The 24,683-nt window shown below is 64.2% G+C and carries 23 protein-coding genes; 7 read left to right on the forward strand and 16 right to left on the reverse strand.

Annotation, left to right across the window (positions count from 1 at the left end):
* The 4 genes from ACSQ1W_RS07655 to ACSQ1W_RS07670 all read right to left on the reverse strand — a co-directional run bounded on the left by ACSQ1W_RS07655 (position 1) and on the right by ACSQ1W_RS07670 (position 3,986).
* Positions 1–1,002 (reverse strand): ribose-phosphate pyrophosphokinase, encoded by a 1,002-nt coding sequence (locus ACSQ1W_RS07655; protein WP_054665556.1) that lies wholly within the window; start codon positions 1,000–1,002, stop codon positions 1–3.
* Complete coding sequence (locus ACSQ1W_RS07660) at positions 999–2,951, reverse strand: heavy metal translocating P-type ATPase (RefSeq protein WP_164490769.1); 1,953 nt, start codon at positions 2,949–2,951, stop codon at positions 999–1,001. Before ACSQ1W_RS07660 ends, ACSQ1W_RS07655 begins: the two co-directional genes overlap by 4 nt.
* A gap of 134 nt (positions 2,952–3,085) precedes the next feature.
* Positions 3,086–3,751: a methyltransferase family protein gene (locus tag ACSQ1W_RS07665; protein WP_054665562.1), complete on the reverse strand. Its 666-nt coding sequence runs from the start codon at positions 3,749–3,751 to the stop codon at positions 3,086–3,088.
* Positions 3,741–3,986 (reverse strand): DUF2933 domain-containing protein, encoded by a 246-nt coding sequence (locus ACSQ1W_RS07670; protein ID WP_054665565.1) that lies wholly within the window; start codon positions 3,984–3,986, stop codon positions 3,741–3,743. Before ACSQ1W_RS07670 ends, ACSQ1W_RS07665 begins: the two co-directional genes overlap by 11 nt.
* Positions 3,987–4,205: 219 nt before the next feature.
* Between ACSQ1W_RS07670 and ACSQ1W_RS07675 the strand changes: the two genes are divergently transcribed.
* From ACSQ1W_RS07675 to ACSQ1W_RS07690, 4 genes are all read left to right on the forward strand, one after another.
* Positions 4,206–4,640: a hypothetical protein gene (locus ACSQ1W_RS07675; RefSeq protein WP_054665567.1), complete on the forward strand. Its 435-nt coding sequence runs from the start codon at positions 4,206–4,208 to the stop codon at positions 4,638–4,640.
* Between the two features lie 185 nt (positions 4,641–4,825).
* Positions 4,826–5,506, forward strand: a complete 681-nt coding sequence (locus ACSQ1W_RS07680; protein WP_054665569.1) for a heavy metal response regulator transcription factor — start codon at positions 4,826–4,828, stop codon at positions 5,504–5,506.
* On the forward strand, positions 5,499–6,911 hold the full coding sequence (locus ACSQ1W_RS07685) for a Cu(+)/Ag(+) sensor histidine kinase (protein WP_162407215.1): 1,413 nt from the start codon (positions 5,499–5,501) through the stop codon (positions 6,909–6,911). The genes ACSQ1W_RS07680 and ACSQ1W_RS07685 overlap by 8 nt, the downstream gene beginning before the upstream one ends.
* 146 nt (positions 6,912–7,057) lie before the next feature.
* Positions 7,058–7,258, forward strand: a complete 201-nt coding sequence (locus ACSQ1W_RS07690; RefSeq protein ID WP_155944466.1) for a hypothetical protein — start codon at positions 7,058–7,060, stop codon at positions 7,256–7,258.
* A 271-nt stretch (positions 7,259–7,529) separates the two neighbouring features.
* Here ACSQ1W_RS07690 and ACSQ1W_RS07695 read toward each other — a convergent pair whose 3' ends face one another.
* Positions 7,530–7,937, reverse strand: coding sequence for a MerR family transcriptional regulator (locus ACSQ1W_RS07695; protein WP_436042631.1), 408 nt, complete (start codon positions 7,935–7,937; stop codon positions 7,530–7,532).
* A 100-nt stretch (positions 7,938–8,037) separates the two neighbouring features.
* Here ACSQ1W_RS07695 and ACSQ1W_RS07700 point away from each other — a divergent pair, with 100 nt between their 5' ends.
* Complete coding sequence (locus ACSQ1W_RS07700; RefSeq protein WP_162407217.1) at positions 8,038–8,676, forward strand: cation transporter; 639 nt, start codon at positions 8,038–8,040, stop codon at positions 8,674–8,676.
* Here ACSQ1W_RS07700 and ACSQ1W_RS07705 read toward each other — a convergent pair.
* From ACSQ1W_RS07705 to ACSQ1W_RS07755, 11 genes are all read right to left on the reverse strand, one after another.
* A complete protein-coding gene (locus tag ACSQ1W_RS07705; protein WP_407073747.1) occupies positions 8,673–9,038 on the reverse strand; it encodes a lipid-A-disaccharide synthase N-terminal domain-containing protein in 366 nt (121 codons plus the stop codon). The genes ACSQ1W_RS07700 and ACSQ1W_RS07705 overlap by 4 nt on opposite strands.
* 5 nt (positions 9,039–9,043) lie before the next feature.
* Complete coding sequence (locus tag ACSQ1W_RS07710) at positions 9,044–9,778, reverse strand: glycosyltransferase family 2 protein (protein WP_277729974.1); 735 nt, start codon at positions 9,776–9,778, stop codon at positions 9,044–9,046.
* A 70-nt stretch (positions 9,779–9,848) separates the two neighbouring features.
* Entirely contained in the window at positions 9,849–11,552 is a 1,704-nt protein-coding gene (locus ACSQ1W_RS07715; protein WP_162407219.1) for an ArnT family glycosyltransferase, read from the reverse strand.
* Positions 11,553–11,615: 63 nt separating this feature from the next.
* Positions 11,616–12,362 (reverse strand): hypothetical protein, encoded by a 747-nt coding sequence (locus tag ACSQ1W_RS07720; protein ID WP_436042634.1) that lies wholly within the window; start codon positions 12,360–12,362, stop codon positions 11,616–11,618.
* Between the two features lie 22 nt (positions 12,363–12,384).
* Positions 12,385–12,756: a diacylglycerol kinase gene (locus ACSQ1W_RS07725; protein WP_162407221.1), complete on the reverse strand. Its 372-nt coding sequence runs from the start codon at positions 12,754–12,756 to the stop codon at positions 12,385–12,387.
* Positions 12,757–12,867: 111 nt separating this feature from the next.
* The gene (locus ACSQ1W_RS07730; protein WP_246194443.1) at positions 12,868–14,487 is read right to left on the reverse strand and encodes a phosphoethanolamine transferase; all 1,620 of its coding nucleotides are present in this window, start codon (positions 14,485–14,487) and stop codon (positions 12,868–12,870) included.
* A 91-nt stretch (positions 14,488–14,578) separates the two neighbouring features.
* On the reverse strand, positions 14,579–15,475 hold the full coding sequence (locus ACSQ1W_RS07735; RefSeq protein ID WP_287998594.1) for a cation diffusion facilitator family transporter: 897 nt from the start codon (positions 15,473–15,475) through the stop codon (positions 14,579–14,581).
* An 81-nt stretch (positions 15,476–15,556) separates the two neighbouring features.
* Positions 15,557–18,745, reverse strand: a complete 3,189-nt coding sequence (locus ACSQ1W_RS07740) for an efflux RND transporter permease subunit (RefSeq protein WP_277729868.1) — start codon at positions 18,743–18,745, stop codon at positions 15,557–15,559.
* A gap of 11 nt (positions 18,746–18,756) precedes the next feature.
* Positions 18,757–19,794 carry an efflux RND transporter periplasmic adaptor subunit gene (locus ACSQ1W_RS07745; protein WP_277729867.1) on the reverse strand — a complete coding sequence of 346 codons (1,038 nt, stop codon included), beginning with the start codon at positions 19,792–19,794 and terminating at the stop codon, positions 18,757–18,759.
* A 10-nt stretch (positions 19,795–19,804) separates the two neighbouring features.
* Positions 19,805–21,073 (reverse strand): TolC family protein, encoded by a 1,269-nt coding sequence (locus tag ACSQ1W_RS07750; RefSeq protein ID WP_162407226.1) that lies wholly within the window; start codon positions 21,071–21,073, stop codon positions 19,805–19,807.
* A 54-nt stretch (positions 21,074–21,127) separates the two neighbouring features.
* Positions 21,128–21,532, reverse strand: coding sequence for a hypothetical protein (locus ACSQ1W_RS07755; RefSeq protein WP_277729866.1), 405 nt, complete (start codon positions 21,530–21,532; stop codon positions 21,128–21,130).
* Positions 21,533–21,683: 151 nt separating this feature from the next.
* Here ACSQ1W_RS07755 and ACSQ1W_RS07760 point away from each other — a divergent pair, with 151 nt between their 5' ends.
* The gene (locus ACSQ1W_RS07760; protein WP_162407228.1) at positions 21,684–22,046 is read left to right on the forward strand and encodes a hypothetical protein; all 363 of its coding nucleotides are present in this window, start codon (positions 21,684–21,686) and stop codon (positions 22,044–22,046) included.
* 137 nt (positions 22,047–22,183) lie between these two features.
* Positions 22,184–24,676, forward strand: coding sequence for a heavy metal translocating P-type ATPase (locus ACSQ1W_RS07765; RefSeq protein WP_162407229.1), 2,493 nt, complete (start codon positions 22,184–22,186; stop codon positions 24,674–24,676).
* The last annotated feature ends 7 nt before the right edge of the window (positions 24,677–24,683 follow it).

Below are 24,683 nucleotides of genomic sequence, written 5' to 3' on the forward strand. Positions count from 1 at the left end.
TCAGAGTGTGGAAGTCGCGGTGAAGGAGTCGGCACCCGTCGTCGGGTCGATGTCATCGAGAGGTTCGGGTGGACGGCGATGGCGCACGAGGCTGGTCGCTGCCTCCGTGTCGGTGGCAAGGGCCTGTGCGATCAGCGGGGCCAGTGCAATCGCATTGCTCTGATGACGCACGGCATCGGTGGAGACGATGCGGCTGCATAGCTGCGCGAGTTGTGGATAGGCATCCTCGGCGAAGATGGCATGCACCACAGCGACCACGGGCAGCGCGAAGCCTTGCTGAGGCAGCTGCCGCGCGGCCTCGATCAGCGTGCGTCCGGAGGACGCAATGTCATCGACCAGCACGGGCTGGCGATCGCGCCAGGCGGACAGGTCGGACAATGCGACCTCGACATTGCGGTCGCCGTGGCGGATCTTGCGCAGGACTGCATGGGGTGCGCCGATGCGCTGGGCGATGGCCGCCACCCACTGCTCACTTTCCTCGTCCGGACCGATCACCAACGGCCTTTCCACCTCGCCGGTGATCCAGTCGGCCAGCAGCGGAGCGGCATGAAGGGTGTCGGCGGGCACGGTGTAGAGCGCCGACAGCGCCGGGTAACGGTGCAGATGGGGATCGACCGTTACCAGGCGGTCGAAGCTCGACGACACGAGACGGGCAAAGCTCCGGGAGGTGATCGCTTCTCCGGGGTGGAAGCGGCGATCCTGCCGCATGTAGGCCAGGTAAGGTGCGACCAGGATCACGTCGCGGGCACCGAGGTCGCGGGCGGCGTCGGCGGCGAAGACAAGCGACAGGAAGCCGGGATCGGGCTGGGCCAGGGTCTGCACGAGGACGACCGACTTGTCCGCCACCTCCGCGGCGATGCGCACGTAGCTTTCGCCGTCGGGGAATCGCCGGGTTTCCAGCTCTCCCAGCTCCCACCTTCCAGCGACCGCCAACTGGCGGGCGAATGCTTCGTTGCCGGGAAGGGGAAGGATCACTCGGCTGGAGGAATCTGTCGTAGTCATGTTTGTCGCCTGTAGAAACGGAGAAGCTGGGCATTGATGGCGACGATCACCGTGCTGGCCGACATGAAGACGGCGGCGATGGCAGGCGTCATCAGGAAGCCCGTACCGAAGGTGATGCCCGCCGCCATGGGCACCGCAATCGTGTTGTAGCCGGTCGCCCAGATCAGGTTCTGCACCATCTTGCGGTAAGTGGCGCGAGACAGGCCAAGGATGGCGCCGACATCGCGCGGATCGCTGCGCACGAGCACGACGTCGGCCGACTCCACGGCGACGTCGGTGCCCGCGCCGATGGCCACGCCCAGGTCGGCCTGGACCAGCGCCGGGGCGTCGTTTACGCCATCGCCCACCATGGCGACCGATAGCCCGCGGGCCTGAAGCTCCTGGATCTTCTGCGACTTCTGATCCGGGAGCACCTCGGCGAAGTACTCCGAGATCCCAAGTTCCTTGGACACCGATTCGGCCACGCCTCGGGCATCACCTGTCAGCATCACCGAGCGAATCCCCAGCCGGGTCAATTCGGCGATGGCATCCCGGGATTCGGACCGAACGATATCGGCAAGCGCGAACAGTGCGCGCGGCTGACCATCGCGTTCGAGTACGACGACGGTCTTGCCTGCCGATTCGAGCTGTCCCAGCCGCTCGTGGGTAATGGCGTTGCCCTGGCGGGCCAGATGACCTGGGCTGACGATGCGCACGCGCTCGTCGCCCACGTTGGCTACGATGCCTTCGCCGGTGATGTTGCGCACGTCGCTGGCCTTGGGGATGGCGATGTCGCGGCGCTTTGCCTCGGCCACGATGCCATGGGCGATGGGATGTTCCGACTGGCTCTCGGCCGCCGCGGCGAAGGCCAACTCCTGGCGCTCATCGCCCTCCTGCAGCATCACGATGTCGCTGACCCCGAATCGTCCCTCGGTCAGCGTGCCCGTCTTGTCGAACACGACCGCATCCAGTCGGCGCGCTCGCTCAAACGCCGCCCTGTCACGGATCAGCAGGCCGTTGCTCGCGCTCAGCGACGTGCTGACCGCGACCACCAGGGGCACAGCCAGTCCGAGCGCGTGCGGGCAGGCGACGACCATGACGGTGACCATGCGCTCGATGGCGAAGTTGAGCGGCGCGTCGAGCACCAGCCACCAGACCAGCAGCGTGCCGACGCCCACGGCCAAGGCGATGTAGGTCAGCCAGGCGGCAGCGCGGTTGGCGATGTCCTGCGTGCGCGAGCGGGTCTGCTGCGCCTTCTTGACCAGGTCGATCACCTGCGACAGATACGTGGCATCGCCAGTTGCGGTGACGCGTATGATGACGGCGTTCGCGCCGTTGATGGCCCCGCCGATCGCGGTGGCACCGACTCCTTTGGCGACCGGGCGGGATTCGCCGGTGAGCATGGCTTCGTTGAAGTCCGAGGAGCCCTCGGTGATCTCCCCGTCCACCGGCACCTTGGCGCCGGGACGGACGATCACGCGGTCGCCTGGCTGTAACGCACTGATCGGCACGTCGTGCAGGCTGCCATCGGCATCGATGCGGGTGGCACTGTCGGGCAACAGCTTGACCAGTTCCTCCAGGGCACGCGACGCCCCCATGACCGAGCGCATCTCGACCCAGTGGCCCAGCAGCATGATCGCGATCAGCGTCACCAGTTCCCAGTAGAACTCCTGCCCGGGAAAGCCGAAGGTCACTGCCACCGAGAAGATGTAGGCGGCCGAAATGGCCAACGCGATCAGCGTCATCATCCCGGGCTGACGCTTGCGCAGTTCGGAGACGACGCCGACCAGGAAGGGCCAGCCGCCGTAGAGATAGGCGACGGTCGACAGGGCGAACAGGAGGTAACGATCGCCTGTGAATGCCAACGCCTCGCCCAGGCCGAGCGCGTGCTGGATCATGGGCGACAGCGCGAGGACAAACGGGGTCAGCAGCAGCGTGACCCAGAAGCGTCTGCGGAAGTCGGCGACCATGGCGCCATGGTCATGGCCGGCATGGCCTGCGTGACTCGAACCGGCGGCGCTTACGACGGCGCCGGTGCCGGGTGGAGACGCATGGACGTGTGCGCCGTGATCGTGCTGGTGGTGTGCGTGCGGGTCATGGTGACTCATTCGATCTGGCCTTCTTTATTGTTGAACAAGCGCCCAAGCCGCGGCACGAATGCAGGCACGTCGCTCGCGTAGCGTCGATACTGATCCCCGAACGTCGCTTCGACCTCGCGCTCCTCCCGCTTGGCGAGCCGCCAGTACATGACCAGCAGAATCGGCAGCATCACGCCCGTCACGAGTGTGGGCCATTGCAGGAAGAATCCGATCAGCACCAGGATGAAGCCCACGTACTGCGGATGCCGCACATGGGCGTACGGCCCGGTGGTGGCAAGCGATCCGGCGCGTTGAGCCTCGTGCAACACCCGCCAGCCCGCGGCGATCAGCCAGAACCCGCTGCCGATCAGCACGTAACTGGCCAGGTGGAACGGATTGAGATGAGGATCTCCCGACCAACCGAAGAGTGCGGGCCAGATGTGGCCGGCGTCGTGGGACAGCGGGTCCAGTCCCGGGAAACGATTGCCCACCCAACCCGCCAACAGGTAGAGCGTCAGCGGAAAGCCGTACATTTCCACGAACAGGGCGACGATGAAGGCGGAAAACGCGCCCAGCGAGCGCCAGTCGCGCGCCGTCGTCGGCTTGAAGAAGCTCAGGGCGAACAGAATGAAGATGCCGGCGTTCACCAGCGCCAGAAACCAGAGGCCGTAGGCGGGCGGGTTACCGGTCATCGCGGTCGCCCTCCTCCCGATGCGTCTGGTGGCCACCGTGACCGCCGTGACCGCGGTGCAGGAAGAAGTGCATGCCGATGCAGATCACCAGGGGCAGCAAGAGGGGGAGCGCACCGAGTACGTGCGCCCGATGCTCCAGCCACAGGAAGAGTCCCGCGATAGAGAGAAAGACGCACACGGTCAGGACGGCGGGGCTGCGCCAACCGCCTCGCTTCCGATCAGGAATTTCGCTCATCTCGATGCTCCAGGGCGCCAGTTAAGAATGGACGGGACAATTGGCGACGATGCCTCCTGAGCGTAGAAAGGCGTCGCTGTCGGGTCAGTTACGCGTTGATTACATTCATGTAATCACCACGTCATCGTTGTGGCAGATGGCGTCTTGCAGTGTCAGTAGCAGCCTGGCTTGCCGACCTGGTCGGGTCGGCGCTCGAAGCGGTCGTGGAGATTGGACGCGATGAAGCAGCACATTGTCGATCGGAGGGACGCGCTGAGCGGCATCCTGCTCCTGGTGCTCGGCCTCCTCACCATGGGGACTGCGGTGTTCTTCCTAGTGTTGCGCCCCGCGCTTCTGCCCGAGGATATCCGGCACACCGGTATCGACCCAGGCACGTTGCCCCCGGCGTTCCTGGAATGGCTCGGCACCGTGTTCCGCACCTGGGGTGGTTTCATTGCCGGATTTGGCGTCCTGCTGCTGGGGATTGGAGGCTTCCTGCTCTCCGGCCGGGCGCGATGCCTGTACTGGGCCACGGCCATCGGTGCCGTCGTCGCGTTTGGGCGCTTCCTGTTCAGCAACATCCTCCTGGATTCGGATTTCCTCTGGTTCATTTCGGCCCTGTTCGCGCTGGCCGCCGCAACCGCGATCAGCCTGCTGCTGAGGCGCGGACGCTGACACGATCGTTTGGCATTCACTCGTTCAACGCCGCTCCGGCCCAAATGGTGACGAAATGATTACTGATATGTAATCTTTGCGTCATCCTTATGGCAGCTTCGCCTCGGTAGATTCCAGTGACCCATCATGATCCATCCGTCGTGGCGGGAGCCGGAAGCACGAACGAGTGCGGGCATAGGGCTGACATGAAACTTCTGGTTGTCGAAGACGAGCACAAGACGGCGGACTACGTCCGTCAAGGGCTGATGGAGGCCGGGTTCGTCGTCGACTTGGCGCGCGATGGGCCCGACGGCCTGCACATGGCCACGACCGAGCATTACGACCTGATCGTGCTCGACGTCATGTTGCCGGGCATGGATGGGCGGAAAATCCTGCAAACCATCCGGGCGGCAGGCAACCAGGTGCCGGTGCTGTTCCTGACCGCTCGCAGCAGCGTCGACGATCGCGTCCAGGGATTGGAGTTGGGCGCCGACGACTACTTGGTCAAGCCGTTCGTGTTCTCGGAACTGCTCGCGCGCGTCCGGACGTTGTTGCGCAGAGGGGGTTCGCCTATTCCGCACGATCGCATCCAGATTGCGGATCTGGAGTTGGATCTGGCGCGCCGTCGTGCCACGAGGGCCGGGCAGCGTATCAACCTGACCAGCAAGGAGTTCGCCTTGCTCGAACTGCTGGCGCGTCGCCAAGGCGAGGTGCTGCCGCGTTCGCTGATCGCCTCGCAGGTCTGGGACATGAATTTCGACAGCGACACCAACGTCATCGACGTCGCGATCCGGCGGCTGCGCGCCAAGATCGACGACAGCTTCGAGCCCAAGCTCATCCAGACCGTACGTGGCATGGGCTACACGTTGGACCTGCCGGATGCCTGACCGGTTTGCCTTTCTGCGGCGTCCGGCTTCGCTCTCCGCACGGGTCACCGGCCTCGTCGGCATCGCAATGATGGTGGTGCTCCTGCTGTTCAGCTGGGTCAGCGTGGGATCCCTCGACCGGCATTTCGCCGAAATGGATGAGGAAGAGTTGGGCGTGATCGCCAGTTCGGTCATCCGGGCACTGGGCGAGGTGCAGGACGGAAGCGATACGCAGGCCTTGCGCCGTGCGGTTCGGGGGCATCACGGGGTCTACTACTATGTCGCTGATGCCGGCGGAAAGACGCTGTACGCGCCGAAGGACGGTCCGGACCTGGCGAGCTTCGCCCGGCGCACACCTCCCGTCCCTCTGGCGGACAGGCAAAGCATGACGATATGGGAAGAGAACGGGAAGTCCTATCGAGGTGGCGTCATCCAGGTCGGGGGCGACACCAGTCTGAGCGGTACCTACACGATCGCCGTGGCGATGAACATCGGCGGCCATCTCGAATTCATCCGGAGCTTCAAGCGCATCCAGTGGTGGACCATCTGCGTGGTCATGTGCATCGCGATCCTTGTCGCCTGGTTCGCGGTTCGCTGGGGGCACATTCCGATCCACAGGGCGAACGAGAAGATTCGCGCGATCACCTCGTCCAAGCTGTATCTGCGATTGGATCCCAAGGCTGTACCGGTCGAGCTGGAAGAAACCATCGCGTCCTTCAACGACATGCTCGGGCGCATCGAGGATGGGTTCGAGCAACTGGCGAACTTCTCGGCCGACATCGCCCACGAGTTGCGCACGCCGGTCACGAACCTGACCACGCAGACGGAAGTGGCGCTCGGTCAGGCCCGCTCGGCCGACGAGTATCGGGAGATTCTCTATTCCAACCTGGAAGAGTTCGGGCGCCTGAACCGCATGATCAACGACATGCTGTTCCTGGCTCAGACCGAGAACGATCCGGGCAATCTGAATCTGGAGAGCGTGGTCCTTGAGGACGCCGTCCGGGGGCTGTTCGAGTACTTCGAGGCCTTGGTGGAAGAGCGAGGCGTGAAGCTCGAACTTCGCGGCCGCACGACACCGATCCGCGGTGATCGGGAAATGCTTCGCCGGGCGCTCAGCAATCTGATCTCCAATGCGATCCGGTACACGCCCAGTGGCGAAACCATCACCGTGAGGTTCTCGCAGAAGGATCGGGACGTCATCATCAGCGTGGAGAATCCCGGCGAGAAGATTCCACCCGAGGAGCTCTCGCGCATCTTCAACCGCTTCTACCGGGTGGGGCACGCCGCCCACCGAAAGGGCGAAGGCGCCGGGCTGGGACTGGCCATCGTCAAATCCATCGTCGAGGCGCATGGCGGGTCGGTCAGCGCGCTGTCCGACGAGAAGCTGACCAAGTTCTACATCCTCTTGCCGTTGACCGAGAGCTGAAAACACGTTCTTCATCGCCGCGCGCAGGCGGGTGATGGGGCATCGAGAGCTGCGGACTTCTGCCGTGCCGCGAGGTTCAGGGACGGGGACAATCGGGGGAGCCAGCGCCGCGCTGGGGCCAGAGCCGTGAAAGGCTGAGCGTCAGCATGAGCGAAGCCGCGGCCAGCCCCCAGGCAACGACAAACTGCCCATCCGTGCTGATGGCGGCGACGGCGATCGGCGCCAGAATCGGCCCGATGCTGGTCGCCGATTGCTGCGGACCGAGCCTCGATGCAGAAGGCGTGCCTTCACCGCCGATCCACAGGCTGGCGACCAGCCTGCCATCGCAACGAGAACCGCCAGAGTGATCGGGCTCCTTGCCAGCGGAAACAGGAGCATAGGCGTGCCGAACAGCATCAGCATCAGGAAGGCGAGCATCGCCGGTCGCGCAATCAGCCAGGGAAGATAGATGTGGAAGAGCTGAGCGGCGAGCATCGCAAAGCCGCACAGGGCGAGGGCGAATCTACGTATCTCTCCACGCATCGTGGCGGCGTCAGTGGGTTCTGAACAATTTCCTTGATATGGGATTGCTAACATAAGCGCAGCGCTTTTGGCCGATAGTAAAAAAACGCTACACAGTTACACCTCAAAACTTTGCGTTGGCTGACGTAGCGTCGAAAGAATCGTGCACTCGGTCCGCTGTCCCCCGTGGCAACTGATGATGACACGCTCAAGTTCATCGGCCATCCGGCGAAGATCTTCCTGGCGCGCACGAATATCGGTCAGATGTGTACGCGCCAGGCGATCGACGTCGTCGCAGGACAAACGCTCATCGCTGGCCAGTTGCAGGAGGCTGCGGATCTCTTCCAGACTGAAGCCCAGATCCCGCCCTCGCGCGATGAACCGCAGGCGCTCGATATCGGCGCTCGTATAAGCCCTATAACCACTGTCCGTGCGAGTGGGGTGGGGCAGCAGCCCGATCTTCTCGTAGTAGCGGATGGTTTCAAGGTGGCATCCGCTGGCTTCGGCAGCCTGACTGATCTTCATGGAAGGATCGCTTGACTCTGTAGTTACTACAGACTTTACGCTAGCCGGGCCCAAACTGTGATTTTCCGGTTGCAGGAGTGGCCCCTCAACGGAGCGCGTGATGTCTGAATGCTGTGGCTGCGGCAAGGTAGTCGATGTAGCGGGTATGCAAGCCAAGCAGCGCAAGGTGCTGGTGATCGTGCTGCTGATCAACCTGGCGACCTTCGTCATGATGGCCCTCGCCGCGTGGCACTCCCACTCTTCGTCCCTGTTGTCCGGAAGCCTGGACAACCTCGGGGATGCGCTGACCTATGCGGTGAGCCTGGCGGTGGTGGGCGCATCGGCACACCTGAAGGGCCGGGTGGCCCTGCTCAAAGGCTTCTTGATCCTAGGGGCCGCGATCGCGGTAGGCGTACAGATCGTCTGGCGCTTGGCCCATCCGGGTGTTCCGATCTTTGAGAGCATGGGGGTGGCTGCGTTGCTTAACTTGGCGGCCAATGCGGTCTGCCTGTGGTTGCTGAACCCCTATCGCGCCGGCGATATCAACATGGCCTCGGCGTGGGAGTGTTCGCGCAATGATATCTACGAGGGCGTCGCCGTCATCCTGGCCGCGGCGCTGGTGTGGGCCTTCGGCGCGGGGTGGCCCGACCTAGTGATTGCTGCAGCGTTGCTGGTTCTGTTCCTGCGCTCGGCGGTGCGCGTGTTGCGGGCTGCGTGGCGCGAAAGTCGACCAAGCGCGCAGCCCAGTGCCACGATCTAGCAGGAGTGATCGTCCTCGGAAGGGGACGAGGCGGGTTTGGCTACGGCGCTCGTACCAATGCTACGGTGATGGCGTATGTCCAGATACAGGCTATACGCGGCGGTGAAGGCCGGCAGCAGGTTCTGCACGACGCCCACGGCATCCTGCTTGGACGAGAACAGGAAGTAGCTCAAAGCCATCAGGCTGCCGCACAAACTCATGTACCAGAACAGGCGCGGGATCACCGGCCGGCCGGCGCGTTTGGACGCCACGAACTGGATCAGCCAGCGCACGCCGAAGAAGGCCGCACCGGTCAGGCCAATGAGCTTCCAGGGCGTTGTATGTAGGCCCGTCCAGCTCAACCATAGGATTTCCTGATCCATTACGTTCATGACTTGGAGCCAGCACTGAGCTCGCTGGTGGCGGTTACATGGCTGCGCTGGATCAGCCAGGCCACGCCCATCAGGTCGCGGATGCCCACCAGCGCACGGCCCAGGTTGGTGTACTTGGACTGGCCCGATCCCCGCGGTCGGTGGGAGACCGGCACACTGAGTGTCTTCCAGCCGGCGCGCTGCATCAGTGCCGGCAGGTAGCGGTGCATGTGATCGAAATAGGGTAGGTCCAAGAATGCAGCGCGGTCGAACAGCTTGATGCCACAGCCGGTATCGGGCGTGTCATCCCGCAACAGTGATTGCCGGATGCGATTGGCCCAGCGCGAGGCCCAGCGCTTGCTGGCCGTGTCCTTGCGCTCGGTGCGCCAGCCAGCGAACAGGCGTATCTGCGGCGAAGCCGCTTGGCGAGCGGTCAGTAGTTTCAGGATGTCGGCCGGATCGTTCTGGCCGTCGCCATCGAGCGTGGCGATCCAGGGCGAGAGCGCGTGCTTGACGCCATTGCGGATGGCGGTGCTTTGCCCACTGCGTTGATGGTGCAGCAACACCCGCAGTTCGGGCACCTCGGCTTTGAGCCAGACGAGTACCTCACGCGTGTCATCGTCGGAGCGATCGTCCACACAGATGATGTCGAAGGCGATCTTGCCGCGCAGGTGATGCACCACCTCCTGCACGAGCGGCCCGATGTTGCCGCGTTCGTTGAAGACGGGAATGACGACTGACAGACTGGGCATCCGGGGCAGGGACGGGCTTTGCATGGCGAAGGACTCAGCAGAAGGGCGTGCGGGAAAGGAGAAGGATGACTCAGTCTTCGCTGACATCGGCTGACCACGTGGCCGGGACTTCGCAGTCCAGAATCCAGGCCGTACCCGGTGCCAGAATCCAGGCGCGTCGATTGGAGGCGCCGATGTCGATGACCTGCATTGGATCCAGGCAAGGCCCAATGGCTTCCTTGCGCAGGAACAGCCAGCGTCGCGTCGGGTCCTGCAGCAGCCAGGTGTGCGCCTGCTGCCACTGCTCCACCCAGGGCTTCTTGAAACCGAACTCGGTAACCGGCCGGTCGGCCTGGAGCAGATGCTGTTCGCGCCAGCCGAGCATGGCCAGTTCCGCATCCAGATCGATGGTGGCCTCCACGCGTTGCATCAGCGCTTTGGCAGAACTGTCAGGACTGAGCGCCGGCATGAATCCCACGCCATAGGCGATCCACAGCGAGGCGGTGACCGCCACCAGCGCAAACACCACCCTCCGGCGTGCGGCGACCATCACGACCAGGCTCACGACGGTGAAGGCCAGCAGCCAGCCACTGACCTGCTTGACGGTGCTCATGTCCATGCCGCGTCCTTCGAGCAGGCCTTGCACGCGTTCGGGCGAGGCGGTCAGTAACCACAGGCCCAAGGCGCCCGTCAGGGTGATCACCACCGACAGGTACGACCACAGCACCGCGCGTACGCCACGCCGGCGCAGCAAGCCGGCCAACAACGGCGATGCGGCGAGCGCCAGGGCAGGCAGCATCGGGAAGATGTAGACCTCGCGCTTGCCCGGGCTGGCACTGAAGAAGACCAGCACCAGCAGCGCCCAACCGAGCAGTAGCGCGTAACGCGGGTCCACGCGACGCACACGCCGCCACCACGCCGGCAGCAACCACGGCGCGAGCAGCACGCCTGGCAGCCACAGCGTGAGCATGGTCTGTAGGTAGTACCAAGCGGGTTTTACGTGGTGCCAGGCATTGGCGTAGCGGGTGCCGGTCTGCTTGAACAGCATTTCCCGCGCGTAGGTGTGCAGGGCCGGATCCGATGAGGCCGCCACCGTGGCCAGCATCGGTACCAGCCACACACCCGCGCCCAGCACAAAACCCGCAATGCCGGCCAGCACATGCACCCCTCGGTGCGAGGGCAGGAGGTGGGGCGACTTCCACCGCACCCACAGCCAAGGCACGAACACCAACAACGGCAGAAAGCCCACGCCCTTGGTGACCGTGCCCAAGCCAGCGGCGAAGGTGGCCACCATCAGCAGCCAGGGGCTGGGCTTTTCAAGCAGGTAGCGCACCAGCGCCCATAGCGAGAGCGTGGTCATGCCCACCAGCACCATGTCGATCTGCGCGCGCTTGGCTTGCAGCACGAACTGCAGGCAGACGAACAGGCCCAACACGGTGTAGTCGGTCGTGCGCTTTCCCCACAGGCGCCGAGCAAGATCGCCGGTCAGCCACAGCGTCAGCAGCGCGGCCAGCAAGGACGGCAGCAGGAATGCCACATCCCAACTGCGCACCAGCACATAACTGGCCGCCTGCAGCCACATGAAGGTGGGCGGCTTCTCGGCGTAGAGCTCAATCCCGCGCTGCGGGAACAGCCATTGGCTGGTCTCCACCATGGTCTTGGCCGCCAGTACGAAGCGCGGCTCGTCTGCGGGCATCGGCTCGCGTAAGCCCAGGCCGGCCAGCAACGCCGCGATGACCAGCAGGATCAGCAGCCACGTCTGGCGAGGGGAGAGGTCGCTAAGGGAATGACGCATCGGCGTATCGCTCGTGCAAACAGAGGAAGAGAACGGGAAACCTTCGGTGCGGGATCGCGCGATCTAGAAGCGGCGTCGACGCTTTCGTCCGCCGTGCGGCGGCGGCCCGGACGGCCCTTTGCGCAAAGGCGGCGACGTCCCGTCCGGTGGGGACGGCCGGTTCTGATGGCGGGGAAAGGGATTGCCGAAGCTCTCGATCACCGGCGATGACAGGGCGCGTGCCTGCTCGATCGAAGCTCTGAATTTGGCCGCCGACACCCAGGCCGCGATCGCTGCCAGGGCCGACGTCACCCCCAACCACGGCGCGGCGCCCTGCATGCCCGTGCGGGTGGCGACAGCCGACTGCAGGACCGCCGTGATGGTGAACAGGGCGCCGTAGATCACGCTCAGCACAATGCCCGTGCGCCGCCGGCGCACGGGCATGGCCTGCAGGGGTCTGGCCATCAGCGCCGACGCGATGGCGAGCGCGTAGAACGGCGCCTCCAGGGCGGCGACCACGGTGCCGGCGGTGCCCACGGATCGATAGGCGATGAGCAAGCCGAGCAACATCACCGGCGCGGCCACCAGCAACTCACGCAGGCGTGGCCGCATCGCGGCCGCGAACTCGGACAGATACCGGCGATCGTCGCGCTTGAACGCCACCAGCAGATCCAGCGCGTGCAGGGTGACCACCACCCAGAACAGCGCGCCCGTCAGCACCACGGTGCTGCTGAGAATCACGGTGAGGCCATCGGGGTGGGGAATCGACATCGCCGACTTCAGTCCCCAGCCCAGGGCAATCACCAGTGCGGCTAACAGTACGTATGCCATATCACGCTCCAAAGGCGTCGCATCAGCTGGCCAAGATGGCCAGCCATGTCAGCGCCGCCATGGCCAAAGTCAGGAAGACGGCGGCCGAACCCATGTCCTTGGCGCGACCGGCCAGTTCGTGGTGTTCGGGGCCGTAGCGCTCGATCACTGCCTCGATGGCCGAGTTGAGAAGCTCCACGGGCAGTACCAGCAGGACGGAGATCGCCAGCAAGGCGCGCTCCACACCGTTCTCACCCAGCAGCAGTCCCAGCGGTGCCATCACAAGGGCGATTACCACTTCAAGTCGGAAGGAGGATTCATGCAGCCAAGCGGCGCGCAGTCCTTGAAAAGACCAGCACGTGGCCATCATCAAACGCTTGGGACCACGCGGCAGGTGGCCATACCCATCAGCCATGGGACGTTCCTCGAGAAAGAGTGAGTGCGCGCTTCGATCGCAATCTCGCGCAAAGCATCGGAAGGCCCGGCGATGTTCGCCGGGCAGAGGTGGGAGTACAGTCGGAAGGCCTCATGGCGAGGCTCCCGCCGTGGCCTGACATCCGAAGAACACATCCAGCGTCGGCTCGTAGGCCTCGGTCTTGACCTGCATCAATGCCAGGACGGAATGGAACAGGTTGTCGTGGCTGATCGGCTGGCTTGCCCGACTGCGCACGCACGCGGTGTTGACGCCCTTACCGCCGGCCATGCCCGGTGAAAGCCAGGCCACCATCGGCACCTTGATCTGGGTGTCCGGCGCAATGGAGTAGGGCAAGCCGTGCAGATAGACGTTGCCTTCGCCCAGCGACTCGCCGTGATCGGAGACATAGATCATCGCCGTGTCGTGCGTGGTGTCTTGCGAGAGCATCTGGATCGTCTTGGACAGGAAGTCATCCGTTTCCAGGATGGCGTTGTCGTAGGCGTTGACGATCTCTTGCCGCGTGCAGCTGCCCAGATCCGAGGAACGACAGTCAGGCCGAAACTGACGGAGTGCTTCCGGATAGCGTTTGAAGTACGCCGGCCCGTGATTGCCCAGTTGATGCAGAACCACCACCGTGTCGCCGGGGTTGTCATCGATCACATCGTGCAAACCTTGCAGCATCACCGCATCACGGCAGGCCTGGTCATCGCACAGCGAGCTCTCCGGCGGCTTGCGGTAGGACTCGAAGGACAAACCATCGCAGACGCCCTTGCAGCCGGTCTGGTTGTCCCGCCACAACGTCTTGACGCCGGCCCGCTCCAGCACGTGTAGCAGCGACTCGGAACCCACGATGTTCTCGCGGTCGTAGTTGCGCCGGCCAGCAAGGGAGAACATGCAGGGCACGGAGACTTCCGTGTTGGACCCGCACGCAGTGACGTCGCTGAAGTTGATGACGTTCAACTTCGACAGCTGAGGCGTGGTCTGCCGTTCGTAGCCGTTTAAGCCCCAGTTCTGGGCGCGCACGGTCTCGCCAACCACGACCACCAACAGGTGGGACTTGGTCGAGGGCGCGTGCGCCTGCTGCCGGGCATCGGCCGCCACGACCTGGCGCGGCAGCTTTGGGCTCCCGGCCTCTTGGCTGAGCACGCGCGTGATGGACGCCAGGTAGTTGCCCGGCGCGATCAGGTAGCGCAGCGCTTTGTCATTGCGCATCAGCGAGGACACGTCCTGGAAGGTGGCCATCACCCCCACGCACGTGAGTAACAACATCGCACCCAGGAACAGCATCCGGCGTAGCAGGGCCTGCTTGAGCGTGAAGCGCGGCAAGTGCACCAGCCACAAAGCGGCCGCCGGCAGCACGCCCATCAGCGAGACCGTGCCCACCATGTCCCAGGTCAACAGCTCACGGGCCTCTGCCACATCGGTCCGGATCACGTTGCGGACCATGCTCGGATCCAGATAGACCGCGTACGTGCTGGCGAAGTAAGCCGCCGAGGCGGTGGTCACCAGCAGGATCGCCAGAACAGGTCGGGCAATCCAGCGGTTGAGCACCAAGCCGAACAGCAACGCATGCAAGCCAACCAGGGCAGCGGTCACCCCGATGTAGAAACGCAGTTCTCTCGCCCCGCTTAGGACGTCTGACTCTTTGACACTGGCCCAGAAGGCGCCGTTTGCGGTGAACGCAAAGAAGACGGCAACCGTCAGGATGACCAGCTCCAGGCTCAGCGCCACCCGCCAACGCGGACGGTGTGCGCTTGTTGAACCTCGGAGCGATGTGTCTTGGAATCGGGCGAAAACCTTGCGGAAACTCGCTCGATTCCGGTCAGGCATGACCCACCTCGCTTTTGCACGAAGTGCGTTCCACCTGCAAAGTCACGTCGTGGATATCGAACTGCTGCTCGATCACCCGGGTGAGCTCGACTTGGATCGTGTCCGGATCGGGCACTCCCGCCGCCAGTACGATGTGAGCCGTCAGCACGACCTGCCCAGTCCCCAACGACCACACATGAAGATCATGGACCTCTTGCACGGCCGGCATCTCGATCAGCCGCTTGCGGATGGCCGCCACATCCATGCCTTCCGGCACACCCTGCATCAGGATATGGCCCGCCTGCTTGAGCAGGGTCCAGGTACGGGGTAGCACCCACAGGCCGATCAACACCGCAATGATCGGATCGACCAGCGTCCAACCCGTGACCTTGATGACGATCGCGCCAATGATGACGCCCACCGACCCGAGCATATCGCTCCAAACCTCCAGGTAGGCACCCTTCACATTCAAGCTGGTGCCGCTGCCAGCGCGTAGCAGGCGCATGGAGATCAGGTTGACGATCAAACCCAGCATGGCGATGACCAACATGCCCGTGGACGCAACTTCCGGCGGCTCACGAAAACGTCCCACCGCCTCCCACAGGATGTAGCCGGCGACCACGAACAACAGACCGCCGTTGATGATCGCGCCGATGGCTTCCATACGGGCATAGCCATAGGTGCGGCGAGCATCAGCCGGACGTCGACTCATACGCACCGCGATCAACGACACGGTGAGGGCGATGACATCGGTCATCATGTGCGCCGCATCGGATAGCAGCGCCAAACTATTTGTTACCAGACCGCCGATTATCTCGGCGATGAGGAACGTGGAAGTCAGGCCGAGCGCCCACCATAGGGGCTTCTCGTACCGGATCTCGGACGTTTCATGATCATGCCCTGTGCTCATGCGTGTTCTCCTGGGAACAGATGCAAAAGAGCGGCTAGGAACGGGGTAGGGCGGCGGTGCGTACACCGCCGCCGTGCCCTGTCACGATTTCATGTGCGCCGGGGTGCGATTGAAGCGGGTGTGCACCCATCGGTAGAACACCGGTAGTACCACCAGCGTCAGCAACGTGGAGGAGATGATTCCGCCAATGACCACGGTGGCCAGCGGACGCTGCACTTCCGAGCCCGCACCGACATTCAGGGCCATCGGCACGAAGCCAAGCGAGGCCACCAACGCCGTCATCAGGACCGGTCGCAGACGCGTGAGCGCACCTTCGCGGATGGCTTCGGCCATCGGCTGACCGCTCTCGCGGAGGCTTCGGATGAAGCTGATCATCACCAGGCCGTTGAGCACCGCCACACCTGAGAGCGCGATAAAGCCCACGCCCGCCGAGATCGACAGAGGAATCCCGCGCAGCGCCAACGCCAGCACGCCACCGGTCAAGGCCAGCGGAACACCGCTGAAGACGATGAGCGCGTCCTTGGCCGAACCAAAGGCCATGAATAGCAGGGCAAAGATCAGCACCAGGGTCACCGGCACCACGATGGACAGACGCTTACTGGCCGAGATCAGCTGCTCGAAGCTGCCGCCGTACTCGATCCAGTAGCCGGTAGGCACCGTCACCTGTTGATCGATGGTGGACTGCAGTTCGGAGACGAAGCTGCCCAGATCGCGGTCACGGACATTGGCGGTCACGATGATGCGCCGCTTGCCGTTCTCACGATTGATCTGGTTGGCTCCCTCGGAGATCTCCACGCGTGCCACCGAACTCAGCGGTACGACCTGCGCCTGAGCGGCGTTGGCCTGTGTACCCACCGACTCATCAGCCTGGTTGGCCGCGATGGCCGCCGTCAGCGAGATGGGCAGTGCTGAGAGCGCAGTGGGATCCAGTCGCTGCTGTTCTGGCAAACGGACCACGATGTCGAAGCGTCGATCACCCTCAAACAGCTGGCCGGCGACTTCACCCCCGATGGCCGTGGCCACGTTGCGCTGCACGTCAGCCGGATTCAGGCCATAGCGTGCCAAGGCATCCCGATCGGGCAGCACCGAGAGCATGGGCAGGCCAGCAGCCTGTTCCAGGCGAACGTCAGCTGCACCGGGTACCTTGCGGGCGGCGGCCTCGATCTTCTGGCCCACTTCCAGCAACGTATCCAGGTCATCGCCGTACAGGTTGATCGCCACGTCCGCGCGCACGCCCGAAATCAGCTCGTTGGTACGCATTTGGATCGGCTGGGTGAACTCGTAGTTGTTGCCGGGGATCTTCTTCATCTCCGCCTCAACTTCCGCCACCAGGTCCGCCTTGAGCTTGCGCGGGTTGGGCCACTGATCACGCGGCTTGACCATCACGAAGGTGTCAGCCACCGACGGCGGCATCGGGTCGGAGGCGACCTCAGCCGTACCAATCTTCGACCACACTCGCTCCACTTCTGGGAACTGCAGCAAACGTTCTTCCACGATGCGTTGCATGCCCAAGGACTGGGTCATGCTGGTGCCGGGAATACGCATGGCCTGAAGCGCGAAGTCGCCCTCATCCAAGCTGGGAACAAACTCGCTACCCATGCGAGAGGCGAGCAGCCCACTGCCAACCAGCAGGGCGATCGCACCGATGGCCACCAGCTTGCCGCTACGCAGGCTCAGATCCAGCAAAGGTTCGTAGCGCCCACGGAACCAGCGCATCAGCCAGTTCTCTTTCTCTTCGACCTTGCCACCGAGCAACATCGCCACGGCAGCGGGCACGAAGGTCAGGGACAGGATCATCGCGCCCGTCAGCGCCAGCACCACGGTGATGGCCATCGGGTGGAACATCTTTCCTTCCACACCGGTCAGGGCAAAGATCGGCAGGTAGACGGCGGTGATGATGCCCAGACCGAACAAGCTCGGTCGGATCACTTCGGCCGATGCGCTGGAGGCCACTTCAAAACGCTCTTCCAGCGTCATCTCACGCCCGAGTTCATGCTGACGTTCGCCAAAGCGACGCAGGCAGTTCTCGATGATGATGACCGCGCCGTCGACGATCAGACCGAAGTCCAGTGCGCCCAGGCTCATCAGGTTGGCCGACACGCCACCGCGCTCCATACCGGTCAAGGTGAACAGCATCGACAGTGGAATCACCGCAGCCGTGATCAGAGCAGCTCGGAAGTTGCCTAGCAGCAGGAACAGGATGACGATGACCAGCAACGCGCCTTCGATCAGGTTCTTGGCGACCGTGGTAATCGTGCGATCCACCAGCGAGGTACGGTCGTACACCGGCGTGGCAGTAACGCCCTTGGGCAGACTCTTGGCCGCTTCCTGAAGCTTGGCGGCCGCGGCTTGGGAGACGTCACGGCTGTTGGAGCCCACGAGCATGACCACCGAGCCGAGCACGACCTCGTGGCCGTTCTGGGTTGCCGCACCAGTACGCAGTTCTTCACCGTCGGCCACATTGGCCAGATCACGAACCCGAATGGGCACACCGTCACGACGGGTGACGACGATCTTCTGAATGGCAGGAATGTCCGAGACCTGTGCCGGCACACGCACCAGGAACTGCTGGCCGTTACGTTCGATGTAGCCGGCGCCCACATTCTGGTTGTTGGCCTGCAGGGCCGTCACTACATCTTCAAAGGTCAGGTCCAGCGAGCGCAGCTTGGCAGGATCAGGCGTGACGTGAACCTCACGCTTGAAGCCGCCCATGGTGTTGACTTCGGTCACACCCGGAACGTTGCGTAGTTGCGGACGAATCACCCAGTCTTGCAGCGTACGCAGATCGGTGGCGGTGTAGGGCGTGCCATCGGGTTTGCGGGCTTTGGGATCGGCATCGATGGTGTAGGAGAAGATCTCGCCCATACCGGTGGCAATCGGACCCAGGGTGGGTTCGATACCTTCGGGCATTTGCGCCTTCACTTGCGCCACGCGCTCGGAGACCTGCTGACGCGCAAAGTAAATGTCCGTCCCGTCCTTGAACACGACGGTGACCTGGGACAGCCCGTAGCGGGAGATCGAGCGGAAGTACTCCATCTTCGGCAGACCGGCCATGGCCGTCTCGATGGGGAACGTGACGCGTTGCTCGGCCTCCAGTGGCGAGTAACCGGCCGCTTCGGTGTTGATCTGAACCTGGACGTTGGTGATGTCGGGGGTGACATCGATAGGGATCTGACGGGCACTCCAGATGCCGATGGCGATCAAGGCCACCGTCAACGTCATGACCAGCCAGCGATGATTAATCGCGACTTTTATGATTTTTTCGAGCATGACGGTCTCCTTTAGTGCGCGTGTGTCGCGCCGGACTTTTCGATGTCCGCCTTGACCAGGTAGCTCTGGGTCACCACGATGTCCTCGCCGGCCTTCACGCCTTCCAGCACGGCCACTTGCGTGGAGTCACGATCACCCAGCTTCACCGGCCGCGCCGTGTAGGTATCGCCGTCACGCACAAACACCACGTCCTTGCCGTCCATGCTCTGGATGGCCGACTGCGGAATCACGACGCCCGCATCGCTGGTGGACATCGTGATTTGCGCCTTGACCGCGGTGCCTGGACGCCAGAAGCCATCCTCGTTGGGCAGTGCGGCACGGGCGACCAGGCTCTGGCTCGCCGTTGACGTGCTGGGCAGCACGCGTTCGATGGTCGTCGTAGCGCTGACGTTGTCGTACAGGCGACTGACCGTGACGGCCACGCCCGGACGCAGGTACTGCGCATCGGCCCCGAACACATGCAGGTCGACCCACACCTTGGACAGATCGCCGATCTCAAACAGCGGCTGGCCTTCGGCGGCTACGCCACCGACACTTCCTTGTCGACTGAGGACGACGCCGCTGATCGGTGCGGTGATGGTGTAGGTGGTGAGGCTCAGATTGCTGTGCACCACGGCCAGCGCCTGGCCTTGACGCACGGTATCGCCCACATTGGCGCGCAGGGTACGCACCACGCCGGGGTAGCGCGCAGTGACCTGGGCCACGCCGCCTTCCATCGGCGTCAGCACGCCTTGGACTTCCAGTTCGTTCTTGATGGCACCCTCACTGACTTTGGCCACTTTCACGCCACTCTTGTCAGCTTCTTCCTGCGGGATCGTGGTCTTCTCGGCACCTTCTTCTTCATGACCGCCGGCTTCCTCACCGTGGCCAGCTTCCCCTTCCTCGTGCCCGGCTTCGCCTTCGGCGCCGTGATCGTCACCCTCAGCGCTGGCCTCTTTGGCAGGCGCCGTTTTCTCTTCCGTGGCGTCCTTGGAACCACCGCAAGCGGCCAGCATCAGGACAGCGCCCAGCAGCAACGTCGGAGCTGCAATCTTTGCAACGTTCTTCATGTGGAAATCCTTATGGAGTGGTGGTGCCGCTGGCGACGATCGGCTGCCCGGTTAGGCGCTGGATCTCGATCAGGGCAGCTTGTGCATCGACGGCCACTTGCAGCTGGCGCACGCTGGCTTCCACGCGTTGCGCCTGCAGCTGCGACCACTCCAGATAGCTGATCGCACCGGCTTTCCACGCGTACTCGGCGGCCTTCTCAGCCTTCTCCAAGCGCGGGATCACGTCGGTACGCAGGCGACCGACTTCCAACCGTGCCGTGGAGTAATTGCCGTAGGCGTTGGTGAGCGCGGAGTACAGATCGATACGCAGGGACTCGCGTTCGATCGGCGTCATGGCCAGTTCGGCTTCAGCCGCCCGGATGCCCGGTGCGGCACGGCGTGCCGACCCCAGCGGAATGCTGATGCCGGCCATGAACCCCACATCACTCGTAGATCGGTTGTAGCGTCCACCGGCCTGCCACTGCAGATCAGGCGTAGCTTGCGTACGAGCCAGACGTAGCTGGGCCTCACGCACACGCTCCACGCCCGCCAACTCAGCAAGCTCGGGCGTGTTCTGCAGGTAGTCACTCAGTGCATTGAAGCTCTGCAGTTCCGGCAGCACCAAAGGATTGCCCGCGGCCACGGTGAAGCTGGGCGTGCGCTCATTCCACAGGGCCGCCAGGTTCTGGCGCGTGGCCGCTTCATCGGCAATGGCACGATCCCGATCCAGCTCGGCCGTGGCCAAGGCCGCCTGTGCGGTGAGCACGACGGACTCAGGTGACGCACCTGCGGTCAGGCGGGTACGTGCTGCATCGACAGCGCGCCTACGTTGAACAATGTCCAACTCGGCGATGCTCTTGCGCTTGGTCGCCGCGGTGACCGCCAGATAACGCTGCGCCGTCTCGGCCAGCAGGTCCAGCCTTGCCATCTCACGCTGCGGCGCCAACGTATCAATGTTGGCCAGCGCCAGGGCTTGCCGGGCGTTGAGCTTGCCGCCGCGCTCGATCACCCCAGCCAGGGTGACCGTGAGCTCGGCCTCGCTGAAACCGCGATAGTTGCCGGTGCCGAGCGTGTTTTCGATGGTTGCGCCGAGGGTCATCGGGGGCTTGAGGGCCGCCGATGCCAAGTTGGCATCCAGGACCTGACGACGTCCGTCGAAGATGCGCAGGTCAGGGTGTGTCGTGGCAACGCGCGCAATGGCGTCGTCCAACGAAAGGGTAGAAGAGGGCGCCGTCCCCGTCTGCGCGTACGCAACGGGCACGACCAAAAAGGCAGCGCACGCTGCCAGTCGCAACCACATGAGGTATCTCCGATTAGGCGAAAGAACGATGCACCGGCAAGCCGGCGTGCAGCGTTAGGCCGTAATCGGGGGACGGGTTAGGGACAGCGGCTGCAGGGAATCCAGCGGCTGGATCTCGTGCACAGGCGCGATCGCCTGAGGAGCGAGCGGATCGACCACAAGGGCGGGCGAGGGAATAGCCACCGGGTGGCCGCACGCATGGGCGCCATGGACCAGCGCGTGCAGCAGATCGCCGGCCGAACCCTCGTCCTGATCGCCGGCATCCTGATCAACCACCGCGCTGGTGGCGTCATCGCTGACATCGCAGTGCTCCGGATCGGCATGATCGGCCACGGCCTGGGCCGACTCGTGGATATCGCCCACGGCCGCCAGCACCGGATTGGCCACCACCGCGAACAACAGCAGTGCCAGCGCCGGCAGGCGCAGGAATCGGCTGAGTTGGCGTAGGGCACGCGTCATGGTGCGCGCATGGTAGTCAGTCCCTTGCGCGTTAGACAATCACGCAATTCAGGAAACTGTCATCGCGCTGCAGCGTTAGGGTGTAACAGCGCTTGGCGTGCGCGACCGGGTTGGGTATCGTCGGGCCATTCGTGCAGCCCGGGACCTCCGCGTGCGCCTTCTGACCGCCCATCCCCGATCCTGGCTCGCCTTGGGCGCGCTGTGGCTGGTCGTGGCGGCGGTGCTGGCCCATCCGGTCCTGACCCAGCTCGGGCAGCTGCATGGTCTGGAGCACAGCGTACCGCACCTGCGCGCAGCCGCGCATGCGCACGATGCCAAGGGCGAGGTGCCCGATGAGCACGCCAAGGGGGCGCACAGCCTGTTCCATCACTCGGACGTGTGCGCACACGCGGTGATCCTGCCGGACTTCCCGGCCCCTGGGCCGCTCATCCCCGGCCAGGCCTATACGCCCATCGCCGCGGTCTTGGCGCTGGCCCAGCGCTCTACGCATCCCTTACGCCCACCCATCGCGTGATCGCGCCGGCGCACGCCGCCTTGGCGTAGCCGCTGCTTCGGGATCGCGTGCGCCGGTCGCAACGACCGTGCTGTCGCGTGGCACTCACTTGCGCTGTGGACACTCAGGTTCATCTGCGCAGCACTGACGAGATCGATATGGATACCTCCCTTGGCAAGTTGCGCCTGGACATTCCCGTTGTGCTTCCCCACGTGCGAGATGCCGCCGATGCGTGCATCGAGCGCCTGCAGAGCGAACTGCTCGCACGCCCCGGTGTGGATCGCGTCCACATTCGACCTGCCGAAGGGGAGGGGCTGGGCCAGCTATGCGTGCACTTCGATCCGCAGGTGATGTCGCTGGCCCGCATTCGCGAGCTGACACAGGCCGCGGGCGCACGCGTCACCGAAAGCTTCGGTCACCTCACCTGGACGGTCACCGGCATCGGACATGAGCGACGCGCCCGCACTGTGGCCGAACAGATGAGCTCGGTGTTCGGCGTGCTGGAAGCCCGCGCCAGCTCGGCCGGCACGGTGTACCTGGAGTTCGAGCGCGAGAAGATCGACGAGAGCGGGTTGGAGGCCTCTCTCAAGCGCATGGGCGTTACACGCGTGGTGACGGGCAAGCCGTCCCAGCACGAGGATCATGCCGGTCATGCGCATGACGGCAAACAAGGGGAGCACGGAGAGGAGAAGCACGACCACGACCACACCGGCGGCCTGCTCGGCCCCAACACCGAGCTGATCTTCGCCCTGACCTGTGGTGCGTTGCTGCTGGTGGGCTTTCTGATCGAGAAGTTCGCCGCTTCATTGCCGGGGTGGTTGCCCACAGCCTGCTATATCGGTGCGTATGTCTTTGGCGGCGCCTACACGCTGCGCGAGGCCTACGACAACCTCAAGCTCAAGCGCTTTGAAATCGACACCTTGATGCTGGTCGCCGCCGCCGGCGCCGCCGCGCTGGGCTCCTGGGCCGAAGGTGCGTTGCTGCTATTCCTTTTCAGCTTGGGTCATGCGCTGGAGCACTACGCGATGGGACGCGCCAAGCGCGCCATCGAGGCGCTGGCCGAGCTCGCGCCGGATACGGCGATCGTCATCCGCGGCGAGTCCACCACCGAGATTCCGGTCGGCGACCTCCAGCTCGGTGATCGGGTACTGGTGCGTCCCAACGAGCGCCTGCCGGCCGATGGATTCCTGCTGAAGGGCAACTCTAGCATCAACCAGGCACCGGTGACCGGCGAGTCCATCCCGGTGGACAAGCGGCCGGTGGAAGATGCCGCGCTGGCACGAAGCAGGCCCGACAGCGTCGATGCGGCCAGTCGGGTCTTCGCAGGCACCATCAATGGGGCCGGTGCGATCGAAGTGGAAGTGACCAAGCGCGCCGAGGACTCCGCGCTGGCGCGGGTGGTGAAGATGGTGAGCGAGGCCGAGACACGCAAGTCGGCCACCCAGCGCTTCACCGATCGCTTCGAGCGGATCTTCGTACCTGCGGTACTGGCGCTGGCGTTCCTGCTGCTGTTTGCCTGGGTGGTGGTGGATGAGCCGTTCCGCGACAGCTTCTATCGCGCCATGGCCGTGCTGGTGGCCGCCAGTCCGTGCGCGTTGGCCATCGCCACCCCGAGCGCGGTCCTGTCCGGTATCGCCCGCGCGGCGCGTGGGGGCGTGCTGATCAAGGGCGGCGCGCCGCTGGAGGATCTGGGTTCGTTGAAGGCGATGGCCTTCGACAAGACCGGCACCCTGACCGAAGGGCGCCCGCGCATCACCGATGTGGTGGCGGTTGACGGGGCGTCGGAGACCGAGCTGCTGCAGGTAGCGGTCGCGGTGGAGTCGCTGAGCGATCATCCGTTGGCCGCCGCGATCGCGCGTGATGGTCGCAGCCGATTGGATAGAGGCAAGTTGCCAACGGCCTCGGACTTGGAAAACCTGATCGGCCGCGGCGTCAAAGCCCGTCTGGGCGATCAGCCGGTATGGATCGGCAAGGCCGAGATGTTCGGCGCGGACGGGGTTCCCGCCCTGGGTGCCGCCGCGGCAGCGGCCATCGCCGCGTTGCGCGAGCAGGGCAGGACGACCATGGTCGTGCGGTTGGGCGATCGGGAGCTCGGCGCGATCGGCTTGATGGACACGCCACGCGAGGCGGCCAAGCAGGCGCTGATGCGCCTGAAGGCCATGGGCATCGAGCGCATGATCATGATCTCCGGCGATCACCAGAAGGTGGCCCAGGCCGTGGCCAAGGAGGTCGGCCTGGACGAGGCGTGGGGCGACCTGATGCCCGAAGACAAGGTCGAGGCGATCCGCAAGCTGCGCGATCAGGACAAGGTCGCCATGGTTGGCGACGGCGTCAACGATGCGCCTGCGATGGCCAATGCCACCGTCGGCATCGCCATGGGCGCGGCCGGCTCGGACGTGGCCCTGGAAACGGCCGATGTGGCATTGATGGCCGATGACCTGAAGCACCTGCCATTCGCCGTGGGTTTAAGTCGTCACACGCGCGGCATCATCCGGCAGAACGTCTTCGTCAGCCTCGGCATCGTCGCCTTCCTGGTGCCGGCCACAATTTTCGGGCTCGGCATCGGTCCGGCGGTGGCCGTGCACGAAGGCTCCACACTCTTGGTGGTCTTCAACGCACTGCGTCTGTTGGCCTATAAGGACAGGTCCTAGCGCCACA

This window comes from Pseudoxanthomonas sp. LjRoot143 (genome assembly GCF_964252945.1).
GTDB lineage: Bacteria > Pseudomonadota > Gammaproteobacteria > Xanthomonadales > Xanthomonadaceae > Pseudoxanthomonas_A.